Source organism: Pseudomonas sichuanensis (assembly GCF_003231305.1).
In the GTDB taxonomy this organism is placed as follows: Bacteria; Pseudomonadota; Gammaproteobacteria; order Pseudomonadales; family Pseudomonadaceae; genus Aquipseudomonas; species Aquipseudomonas sichuanensis.
In genome coordinates this window covers 1-10544 of the sequence record NZ_QKVM01000092.1, presented here as the reverse complement: position 1 = coordinate 10544, position 10544 = coordinate 1, and the positions used below count along the sequence as shown (strand labels likewise).

Below are 10544 nucleotides of genomic sequence, written 5' to 3'. Positions count from 1 at the left end.
GGCCTTAGCGCTTGCCGCTCTTGATCATTTCCAGGAACGCCGGCATCGCCGCGTCCTTGTCCGCCACGATCCGCGCCATGTGCGGGTTCTCGCGCAGCTTGTCGAGCAGCGCCTTGGCTTGCGAGAAGTCTTCCAGGAAGTCGATGTTCAGCACCTTCTTGCCCACCAGGGCGGCCAGATCCACCGAGAAGCAGAACATCAGGTCGGCGATGGTCAGCTGCTCACCCGCCAGATAAGGCGCGAACTTACCATTGCGCTTGAGGGTGGCAAAGCCTGCCAGCAGGTCGGCCCGCGCCCGCTCCTTGATCAGCGGCTCCACCGCCGCGCCGAAGAACGCCTCGGCATAGCAGGTGCGCGCCGGCAGCTCGATATACAGCTCGACTTCCCTGAGCAGCTCGCGGACCTTGGCCTGGCCGAAGGCATCGGCGGGCAGCAGCGCCTTGCCGGGCTGGGTCTGCTCGATGTAGTCGAGGATCACGCCGGTCTCGCTGAGAAAACCCTGCTCGGTCTCCAGCACTGGCACCTTGCCGCGCGGGCTCACCGCCAGGGCCTGGGGCGCCTGGCCGCCGAAGAACAGCATTTCTTCGAACGGCAAGCCTTTCTCCAGCAGCGCCAGCTTGACCATGTTGTAGTAGTTGCTGACCGCGAATCCATGAAGCTTGAGCATTGAGACAGCCTCCAGGCCGTGTGGGGATGGCCGGGCTGTTATAGCGCCCTTCCCCAAGCATGGCCAGCGTCATGGGCGCGGTCGATGGCCGGGCATTGCCGAAGCGGGCATGGCACACTGTGCGCCTCACCACAGGAGCACCGCCATGAGCGAACCCCAAGACATCGACAGCAATGATGAAGAAGACTTCGCCGAGGCCACACTGACCCAGGCCATCGAAAACCAGATCGAAAGCGGCGAACCGCCTGCGGCCAAGGCCACGTTCAACAAGCTGACCCTGGTCGGCTACGAGCGCGAAGACATCCTCAACCTCATGGCCCACGTGCTGGCCATCGAGATCGACGCCATGCTCGACGAGGACCGTGCGTTCGACACCGAGTGGTACGAAACCGCCCTGCGCGCCCTGCCGGAGCTGCCACCTGAGGCGGATCAAGGCGACATCGAGTAACTCTGACTACACTCCTGACTTCATCCTTGTCTGGAAGTCAGGAGTCGCCCTATGTCCTTCACCCCCGAACTGATCGCCGAACTGGAAGTGCTCGCCCTGTTCAACCTGGGCAATCACCAGGAAGGCATCAAGGTTGGCAGCCACGCCTCCCCCGCCCTTATCGCCGCTGCCCAGCGCCTGTACGACAAAGAGCTCACCGACCAGCCTGATGGTGGCTACCTCACCAGCCTGGGCAACGATGCCGCCGAAAGCGTCCAGTTGCTCCTGACCATCCTCAAGGCGCCACAGCCGGCCTGATTTCGCCAAGCCCGCCCTCACGCCTCGTGGGAGCGGGCTTGCTTCGCGATGAGCCGCAAACAGGCGCTGTAAATCTGACGCCAAAAAGCCAGCAACCCCTTATCCGACCGCACCACTCAGGCTAAACTCGCCACTGCTCCGCTGCCCGCCTGAGTGCGCAATGAACCACCCTCACGAAATTCGCCCCGATATCGCCCAAGGCATCGACCGCAAGGAGCTGTCGCGGCTACGTGCACGCTTTCTGAAGGTCAGCCAGGGGCGCCTGGGGCGCGCCATGGAGGGGCTGTCGACGCGCCAGCAACAGGTGATCACGCTGTTGCCGCTGTTCTTCCACGTCAACCACCCACTGCTGCCAGGCTATGTCTCGGGTACTACACCCGCAGGTGTCTCGGGCTTCGAGCCAGATGCCGAATTGCTGGCCGAAGCCCAGCGCCTGACCCGCTCGTTCACCTACAAGGCCCGCCACGGCAACCCACCGCAACCGATCCACGGGCTGTTCCTGATGGGCAGCCTGGGCACCCTGGCCCAGGCCGAGCAAAGCGACATGGATGTGTGGGTGTGCCACGCCGCGGACCTGAACGAACAGGCCCTGGGCGAATTGCGCCGCAAATGCCAGTTGCTCGAGGCCTGGGCCGCCAGCCAGGGGGCCGAGGTGCACTGCTTCCTCATCGATGCGCAGGGCTTCGTCCAGGGTGCGCGCGACAGCCAGCTCAGCTCGGACGACTGCGGCACCACCCAGCACTACCTGTTGCTGGACGAGTTCTACCGCACCGCCATCTGGCTGGCCGGACGCACCCCGCTGTGGTGGCTGGTGCCGGTCTACCAGGAGCACAACTACCGCGACTACACCCAGACCTTGCTGTCCAAGCGCTTCATTCGGGCCCGTGACGACATCGACCTGGGCCACCTGGCGCACATTCCCCAGGAGGAATACGTTGGCGCCGGGCTGTGGCAGCTGTTCAAGGGCATCGACTCGCCCTACAAGTCACTGCTCAAGCTGCTGCTCACCGAGGTCTACGCCAGCGAGCACCCACAGGTGCGCTGCCTGAGCCTGGACTTCAAGCAGGCGGTGTTCGCCAACCAGCTGGAACTGGACGCGCTCGACCCCTACGTGATGGTCTACCGGCGCATCGAAAGTTACCTGCTGCAACGCGGCGAAACCGCCCGCCTGGAACGGGTGCGGCGCAGCCTGTACCTGAAAGTGAACAAGAAGCTCAGCAACCTCGCCTCGCGCAGCGGTGGCTGGCAACGCCGCCTGCTGGCGAAGCTGGCCGAGGAGTGGGGCTGGGACGAGCGCCAACTGGCCCTGCTCGACAGCCGCAGCCAATGGAAGGTGCGCCAGGTGGCCGTCGAGCGCCGTGAGCTGGTGGCCGAACTGAACCACAGCTACCGCTTCCTCAGCGAGTTTGCCCGCACCCAACAGGCCGACAGCCGCGCCGACCCGCGCGAACTCAACGTGCTCGGCCGGCGCCTGTACGCCGCCTTCGAACGCCGCGCCGGGAAGATCGAAGTGATCAACCCCGGCATCGCCCCGGACCTGGCCGAAGACACCCTGACCCTGGTGCAGTCGGCCAACCGCAAGGAGCCCGGCACGCATCACTGGGGGCTGTACAACGGCAACCTGGGGGTGCACGAATGGGAGCACTTCAGCCCGATCAAGCGCTGCCGCGAACTGCTCGAACTACTCACCTGGGCCCACCGCAACGGGGTGATCGACAGCAGCACGCGGATTGCCTTGCACCCGGGTGTCAGCGATCTCAATGATTTCGAGCTGTTCAACCTGATCGGCAGCCTGCAGCACAGCATCGTGCTGCCGCTGGAGACGGTCAGTGAGGCCCGCCTGCTGCAACCGAGCGTGGCCGACGAAATCCTTTTGCTGGTCAACGTCGGTGTCGACCCGCTGCGCCACCACCGCGACCTGAACATCCTGATGACCACCGAACGCACCGACTCGCTCAGCTACGCCGGGGTGCGCGAAAACCTGGTGCTGACCCTCGACCAGGTCACCCTCAACAGTTGGAACGAGGTGCTGGTGCAGCGCTATGACGGCGAGCATGCCCTAATGCGTTGCCTGCGTGACCACCTCAACAGCCTTGGCCGGCGTAGCCACCGCCCGCGGGTGCGGGTGCGCTGCTACTGTCACAACCGCGCCCAGGCCATCAGCCAGCGGGTAGAGGAGATCTTCGCGACCGCGCAGCGGCTGTTCGACCAGGGCCTCAACCACCGTTACCTGCTGCAGGTGGCCCAGCACACCCACGTCCTGGAGCTGCTGCCGGGGCAGGTCAGCCTGGCCACCCTCGACGACCACGATGCCGTGCTGGCGGCACTGGGCGAGGTCCGCAGCGCCTACAGCCCACTGCATCTGGATGCCAACGCCCTGCAGGACCACGACCTGCCGCTGGTCCTCGAGCAAGGCCGGCCAGGCTGTATCCAGGTGTTCTACCGCCTGCTCGATGGCTGGGCCGACCTGTATGTGCTGGATGAGCACAACGTCTTGTGGCAGCAGCGCGTGGTGCTGCAGGACGAGCAACACCTGTTGTTGCCACTGCATCGTTTTCTACGGTCGATGGTGATCCGCCGCGATGCCCAACTGCCACTGGAGAGCCTGCAGCAAGCGTCGCTGGAGATCACCTATTGCCAGTTGCTGCCTTCAGGCCTGGGCAAGGCCCGCAGCCTGGAGCCTCGCCTGGCGCCGCTGGACGGCCGCAGCCAGCCTTACTACGAGGTCCAGGCGATTGTGCAGGGCGGTGCGGGCGGCGCCGTGCACGTCACGCTTTATTGCGATCAGCAGGAGTTTTCCGAGCTGGAACACGGCGACCAGCTGTATGCCGTGGCCGCCCGGCAGATCCTGCGCCAGCGCCATGGCGCCAGCAGCTACCGCTGCTATATCACCGACCTGGACCTGTCCGACCTGCTGGGCGACGACCCAGGTTCAACGAGCCTGTGCCTGCGCTACAAGCGCGAGCTCGAGCAAGCCTTGAACGATGGCCTGGAGCAACTGCAGGCGGCGCTGGAGCCCTGAGGCCCAAGGCCCGCGTCAGAGGTCGAAATCGCCCGCCGCTTCCGGCTGGTATTCCACGGCCAGCAGTTCGAGCTTGAGGGTCTTGCCTGCGGGGGCCGGCCAGTCGATCTGGTCACCCACCGACAGCCCCAGCAACGCACAACCGATCGGCGCCAGGATCGAGACATTGCCTTCCGGGCCGGCATCCTTCGGATAGACCAGGGTCAGGTGGTAGTCCTTGCCGCTGGCGATCTCACGGCAGTGCACGCGCGAGTTCATGGTCACCACGCCAGCCGGCACCTCTTCGTGACCGACCACCTGATCGGCGCGGTCCAGCTCGTCCTGCAGGGCGAGCACACCCGGGGTGCTTTCATCGAGGCTGTCGATCAGGCGCTCGAGACGCTGTACGTCCAATCGGGTGAGGGTGAGGGAAGGTTTGGTGCTCATGATCCAGTCAGACTCCTTTGAACAGGCAATTTGCTTGAGGCAGATAAAGCAAAACCCCGCCCAAGGGCGGGGTTTGTGAATGCTGTGGCGTCACCGACGCAAGACCCGACACTACCACAGCAGAGCAAATACTCAAGCCCGCAGCGTCAATGGGGTTATGCCTGGGCCCGCGCTTTCAGGGCCAGGGCCTCGCGGCAGATCTGCCGGCGCCGGTCGTCGTCGGCCGCACGCCACTCGCGGATATGCTCGACATGGCGATGGCAGCCAGTGCAGACCTTGCGTTCATCGAGGCGGCACACGCTGATGCAGGGTGACGGCACGGCTGGGCTGACATTGCTGTACAGCGGCTTGGGGGGCCTAGGCTGGCTGCTCATGTCAGATTTCGTCGAAGTCCAGCTTCTCGCCGGCACGTTCCCAGACGATGCGCTCGAGCATCTCGCCGAGCAGTTCCTCGGTTTTCTCGCACGTCCACTTGCCGCTCTCTTCGTCGTAGTCGAAGTGGAAACCGCCGGACTTGTCCGCCAGCCACAATTGGCGCAGTGGCTCCTGGCGGCTGAAGATCAGCTGGCTGCCGTTGTCGAACTTGATGGTCAGGACACCGGCGGAGTTTTCCATGTCCAGGTCCAGGTCACTCTCGTCGAACAGGTCTTCCAGGGCCTGTTGGGTCGCGTCGACCAGGTCGTGGAAACGCGCTTCGCTCAAACTCATGTGCATGGACCTCGAAAAATGGCTGCGTTGCAAGCAAGGCGGGGAAGATACGGGCGCCAGCAGTTGAATGCAAAGACTAGCGGATACCTGGGCGGGCCCCTTCGCGGGTAAACCCGCTGCCACAACGCCCCTGTGGGTGCGGGTTTACCCGTGACGGGGCCGGCACTGAGAGCTCAAGAATAACGCCGCCCGGCGGGCCGGCCCTTGCATAGGCAATCGGGTGGTCGCTCGGTATACTCGGGCGCAATACTGCTTATTTCAAAGGATTTCACCAATGAAGCGCCTGATTTCCTCCCTCGCGGCGCTGGTCGCGGTTGCCTGCCTCGTTTCGGCCTGCGGTCAGAAGGGCCCCCTGTACCTGCCGGAAGACGGCAAGGACGGCAAAGGCCCGAGCAAGTCGCACCAGCAGCACAAGCACGCCCAGCCGGCCGCACAGCAAGACGAGCTGGAGCAGCCCGAGCAGTCTCCCGCGCAGTAAGGAAATCCCATGGATGCATTCAACTACCGTGGCGGCGAGCTGTTCGCGGAGGGGGTGGGCCTGTCAGCCATCGCCGAGCGTTTCGGCACCCCCACCTACGTGTATTCGCGTGCCCACATCGAGGCCCAGTACCGTAGCTATACCGATGCCCTGCAGGGTGTCGAGCACCTGGTCTGCTTCGCGGTCAAGGCCAACTCCAACCTCGCCGTGCTGAACCTGCTGGCCCGGATGGGTTCGGGTTTCGACATCGTCTCCGGCGGTGAGCTGGAGCGCGTGCTGGCAGCCGGCGGGCGTGCCGATCGCGTGGTGTTCTCCGGTGTCGGCAAGACCCGCGAAGACATGCGTCGTGCCTTGGAAGTCGGCGTGCACTGCTTCAACGTCGAATCCACCGACGAACTCGAGCGCCTGCAAGTGGTAGCCGCCGAGCTGGGCAAGGTGGCCCCGGTGTCGCTGCGGGTGAACCCGGATGTCGATGCCGGCACCCACCCGTACATCTCCACCGGCCTCAAAGAGAACAAGTTCGGTATCGCCATCGCCGATGCCGAAGCCATCTACGTGCGCGCCGCGCAGCTGCCAAACCTGGAAGTGGTCGGTGTCGACTGCCACATCGGTTCGCAGCTGACCACCGTCGAGCCGTTCCTCGATGCGCTGGACCGCCTGTTGGTACTGGTCGATCGCCTCGCCGAATGCGGCATCCACCTGCGCCACCTGGACCTGGGCGGCGGTGTCGGTGTGCGTTACCGCGATGAGCAGCCGCCGTTGGTGGCCGACTACATCAAGGCCATCCGCGAGCGCGTTGGCGACCGTGACCTGGCCCTGGTGTTCGAACCGGGCCGCTACATCGTGGCCAACGCCGGCGTGCTGCTGAGCCGCGTGGAATACCTCAAGCACACCGAGCACAAGGACTTCGCCATCATCGACGCGGCGATGAACGACCTGATCCGCCCGGCCTTGTACCAGGCCTGGATGGGTGTCAGTGCAGTCAAACCCCGTGAAGGTGAAGGCCGTGCCTACGACCTGGTCGGACCGATCTGCGAGACCGGCGACTTCCTGGGCAAGGACCGTGTGCTGAACCTGGCCGAAGGCGATCTGCTGGCCGTGCAGTCCGCCGGCGCCTATGGTTTCGTCATGAGCTCGAACTACAACACCCGCGGCCGCTGCGCCGAAGTACTGGTCGATGGCGACCAGGCCTTCGAAGTGCGTCGCCGCGAAACCATCGCTGAATTGTTCGCCGGCGAAAGCCTGCTGCCGGAGTGAACCCATGCTGCTGCGCTTTACTAAAATGCACGGGCTTGGCAACGACTTCATGGTCCTCGACCTGGTCAGCCAGCACGCGCATATCCAGCCCAAGCATGCCAAGCAATGGGGTGACCGCAACACCGGCATCGGCTTCGACCAGCTGCTGATCGTCGAAGCGCCGAACAATCCGGACGTGGACTTCCGCTACCGGATCTTCAACGCCGACGGCTCCGAGGTCGAGCAATGCGGCAACGGCGCGCGCTGCTTCGCCCGCTTCGTGCTGGACAAGCGCCTGACCGCGAAAAAACGTATCCGCGTCGAAACCAAGAGCGGCATCATCGAGCTGGACGTGCGCAACGACGGCCAGATCTGTGTCGACATGGGCCCGCCGCGCTTCGTCCCGGCCGACATCCCGTTCATCGCCGATGAGCAGGCTTCGAGCTACCCGCTGGAAGTCGACGGCCAGGTGCTCCAGATCGCTGCCGTATCGATGGGCAACCCGCATTCGGTGCTGCGCGTCGATGACGTGCGCAGCGCGCCGGTGCATGAACTGGGGCCGAAGATCGAGCACCATCCGCGCTTCCCGCAGCGGGTCAATGCCGGCTTCATCCAGGTCATCGACCGCCACCGCGCCAACCTGCGGGTGTGGGAGCGCGGCGCGGGTGAGACCCAGGCGTGCGGCACCGGCGCTTGCGCCGCCGCCGTCGCGGCCATCGCCCAGGGCTGGATGGACTCTCCGGTGACCATCGACCTGCCAGGCGGGCGCCTGAGCATCGAGTGGGCTGGCCCCGGCCAGCCGGTATTGATGACCGGCCCGGCCGTACGTGTATTCGAAGGACAGGTTCGTCTTTAAGCGAGTAGCCGCCATGACTGAACAGCCGCACGTTGTACCCGAGCTCGACGCCGACGCGGTGGTCGCCTACCTGCGCGCCCACCCCACGTTCTTCGCCGAGCATGACGAGCTGCTGATCGAGCAGCGCATCCCCCACCAGCGCGGCGACAGCGTGTCGCTGGTGGAGCGCCAGCTCAAGCTGCTGCGTGACCGCAACATCGAGATGCGCCATCGCCTGTCGCAACTGATGGACGTGGCCCGCGACAACGACCGGCTGTTCGACAAGACCCGCCGGCTGATCCTCGACCTGCTGGATGCCGCCAGCCTGGAAGAAGTGGTGATGGCCGTTGAAGACAGCCTGCGCCAGGAGTTCAAGGTGCCCTTCGTCAGCTTGATCCTGTTCGGCGAGAATGCCGCGCCGGTCGGCCGCTGGGTGTCCGGCAGCGAGGCCCAGCAGGCCATTGGCGGGCTGATCGGTGGCGGCAAGACCATCAGCGGCAGCCTGCGCGAGCACGAGCTGGCCTTCCTGTTCGGCAATGACCAGCACAAGGAGGTCGGCTCCAGCGCCGTGGCCACCCTGGAGTACCAGGGCCTGCATGGCGTGCTGGCGATCGGCAGCCGCGACCCGCAGCACTACAAGAGCAGCGTCGGCACCCTGTTCCTCAGCTACATCGCCGAAGTGCTGGGCCGCGTGGTGCCACGCTTCACCCAGACGCTACGCTCGGTGCGCTGATGGAACGCCAGCTGGAGGCTTATTGCGCACACCTGCGCAACGAGCGCCAGGTGTCCGAACATACCCTGCTGGCCTACCGCCGCGACCTGGAAAAGGTCATTGCCTACTGCAACAGCCAAGGCATTGGCGGCTGGCCCGCGCTGCAAGTCCAGCAGCTGCGCCAACTGGTGGCACGCCAGCACCATCACGGGCAGTCCTCACGCAGCCTGGCGCGCCTGCTTTCGGCGGTGCGCGGGATGTACCGCTACCTCAACCGCGAAGGCCTGTGCCAGCACGACCCGGCCGATGGCCTGGCGCCCCCCAAGGGCGAGCGGCGCCTGCCCAAGGTGCTCGACACCGACCGTGCGCTGCAGCTGCTCGATGGCGGCGTTGACGACGACTTCATCGCCCGGCGTGATCAGGCCATCCTCGAACTGTTCTACTCTTCCGGCCTGCGCCTGTCGGAACTGGCCGGCCTCGACCTCGAGTACCTCGACCTGGCCGCCGGGCTGGTACAGGTGCAGGGCAAGGGCAGCAAGAGCCGCGTACTGCCGGTCGGGCGCAAGGCGCGCGAGGCGCTGCAGGCGTGGCTGCGCCTGCGCGGCATCGGCGGCCCACAGGACGGCGCGGTGTTCATCACCCGCCAGGGCAAGCGCCTCAGCCCACGGGCCATTCAGCTGCGGGTCAAGACCGCCGGCGAGCGCGAGCTTGGCCAGCACCTGCATCCGCACATGCTTCGCCACTCCTTCGCCAGCCACCTGCTGGAATCGTCCCAGGACCTGCGCGCGGTGCAGGAAATGCTCGGCCACGCCGACATCAGCACCACGCAGATCTACACCCACCTGGACTTCCAGCACCTGGCCGCGGTGTACGACAGCGCCCACCCCCGGGCCAAACGCAGCAAAGGCACAGACTCATGAGCATCAAGCTGATCACCTTCGACCTGGACGACACGCTGTGGGACACCGCGCCGGTCATCGCCAGTGCCGAAATCGTCCTGCGCGACTGGCTCGCCGCCAATGCGCCGGTTCTGGGCGCGGTGCCGGTCGAGCACCTGTTCGCCATCCGTGAACGCCTGGTGCAGGCCGAACCCGGCCTCAAGCACCGCATCAGCGCCCTGCGCAGGCGTGTGCTGTTCCATGCCCTGGAAGAGGTCGGCTACAGCGAGAAGCACGCCCAGGAACTGGCCAACGAAGGCTTCGAGGTGTTCCTCCATGCGCGGCACCAGGTCGAGGTGTTCCCCGAGGTGCAGCCGGTGCTGGAGATCCTGCGCCACCACTACACCCTGGGCGTGGTCACCAATGGCAATGCCGATGTACGCCGGCTCGGGCTGGCGGACTACTTCCGCTTTGCCCTGTGCGCCGAGGATCTGGGCGTAGGCAAGCCGGATCCGGCACCGTTCATGGAGGCCCTGAAACTGGGTGGCGTGGACGCCGGAGCGGCGGTGCACATCGGCGACCACCCGGGCGACGACATTGCCGGGGCACAACGGGCCGGGTTGCGCGCGGTGTGGTTCAACCCACAGCACAAGGCCTGGGCGGGCGAACAGGCGCCGGATGCCGAGATCCAGCGGTTGTCGCAGTTGCCCGACGTGCTGTCGCGCTGGCGCTGACAGGGCTTCGCTATCCCTGTAGGAGCGGCCTTGTGCCGCGAAAGGGCCGCAAAGCGGCCCCAGGGTCGTTGCCGATATTGAGATCCTGGGGCCGCTGCGCAGC

General features: G+C 65.4%; 13 protein-coding genes. 9 read left to right on the top strand and 4 right to left on the bottom strand.

Annotated features, from left to right (window positions below):
- Nucleotides 1–4: 4 nt before the first annotated feature.
- Entirely contained in the window at nt 5–667 is a 663-nt protein-coding gene (locus tag DM373_RS27730; RefSeq protein ID WP_110996529.1) for a glutathione S-transferase family protein, read from the bottom strand.
- A 145-nt stretch (nt 668–812) separates the two neighbouring features.
- Here DM373_RS27730 and DM373_RS27725 point away from each other — a divergent pair, with 145 nt between their 5' ends.
- The 3 genes from DM373_RS27725 (at nt 813) to DM373_RS27715 (ending at nt 4434) form a co-directional block, all read left to right on the top strand.
- Nucleotides 813–1115: a hypothetical protein gene (locus DM373_RS27725; RefSeq protein WP_110996528.1), complete on the top strand. Its 303-nt coding sequence runs from the start codon at nt 813–815 to the stop codon at nt 1113–1115.
- A 51-nt stretch (nt 1116–1166) separates the two neighbouring features.
- Nucleotides 1167–1412, top strand: a complete 246-nt coding sequence (locus DM373_RS27720) for a TIGR02647 family protein (protein ID WP_110996527.1) — start codon at nt 1167–1169, stop codon at nt 1410–1412.
- Nucleotides 1413–1572: 160 nt separating this feature from the next.
- On the top strand, nt 1573–4434 hold the full coding sequence (locus DM373_RS27715; RefSeq protein ID WP_110996526.1) for a class I adenylate cyclase: 2862 nt from the start codon (nt 1573–1575) through the stop codon (nt 4432–4434).
- Between the two features lie 15 nt (nt 4435–4449).
- Here the strand turns inward: DM373_RS27715 and rnk are convergent, their stop codons facing one another.
- The 3 genes from rnk to cyaY form a co-directional block, all read right to left on the bottom strand.
- Complete coding sequence (gene rnk, locus DM373_RS27710) at nt 4450–4860, bottom strand: nucleoside diphosphate kinase regulator (protein ID WP_110996525.1); 411 nt, start codon at nt 4858–4860, stop codon at nt 4450–4452.
- 155 nt (nt 4861–5015) lie between these two features.
- Nucleotides 5016–5234, bottom strand: coding sequence for a DUF1289 domain-containing protein (locus DM373_RS27705; protein ID WP_110996524.1), 219 nt, complete (start codon nt 5232–5234; stop codon nt 5016–5018).
- A gap of 1 nt (nt 5235) precedes the next feature.
- On the bottom strand, nt 5236–5568 hold the full coding sequence (gene cyaY / locus DM373_RS27700; RefSeq protein WP_110996523.1) for an iron donor protein CyaY: 333 nt from the start codon (nt 5566–5568) through the stop codon (nt 5236–5238).
- A gap of 274 nt (nt 5569–5842) precedes the next feature.
- On the opposite strand from cyaY, the gene lptM reads away from it, so the two are divergent.
- From lptM to DM373_RS27670, 6 genes are read left to right on the top strand one after another with little or no spacing between them, the layout of a single operon-like run.
- Nucleotides 5843–6046 carry an LPS translocon maturation chaperone LptM gene (lptM, locus tag DM373_RS27695; RefSeq protein WP_110996522.1) on the top strand — a complete coding sequence of 68 codons (204 nt, stop codon included), beginning with the start codon at nt 5843–5845 and terminating at the stop codon, nt 6044–6046.
- A gap of 9 nt (nt 6047–6055) precedes the next feature.
- Nucleotides 6056–7303 carry a diaminopimelate decarboxylase gene (gene lysA / locus DM373_RS27690; protein WP_110996521.1) on the top strand — a complete coding sequence of 416 codons (1248 nt, stop codon included), beginning with the start codon at nt 6056–6058 and terminating at the stop codon, nt 7301–7303.
- Nucleotides 7304–7307: 4 nt separating this feature from the next.
- On the top strand, nt 7308–8138 hold the full coding sequence (gene dapF / locus DM373_RS27685; protein ID WP_110996520.1) for a diaminopimelate epimerase: 831 nt from the start codon (nt 7308–7310) through the stop codon (nt 8136–8138).
- Nucleotides 8139–8151: 13 nt separating this feature from the next.
- Nucleotides 8152–8850, top strand: coding sequence for a DUF484 family protein (locus DM373_RS27680; RefSeq protein ID WP_110996519.1), 699 nt, complete (start codon nt 8152–8154; stop codon nt 8848–8850).
- Nucleotides 8850–9749 carry a tyrosine recombinase XerC gene (xerC, locus tag DM373_RS27675; protein ID WP_110996518.1) on the top strand — a complete coding sequence of 300 codons (900 nt, stop codon included), beginning with the start codon at nt 8850–8852 and terminating at the stop codon, nt 9747–9749. Before DM373_RS27680 ends, xerC begins: the two co-directional genes overlap by 1 nt.
- A complete protein-coding gene (locus DM373_RS27670; protein WP_110996517.1) occupies nt 9746–10441 on the top strand; it encodes an HAD family hydrolase in 696 nt (231 codons plus the stop codon). The genes xerC and DM373_RS27670 overlap by 4 nt, the downstream gene beginning before the upstream one ends.
- Nucleotides 10442–10544 lie beyond the last annotated feature (103 nt).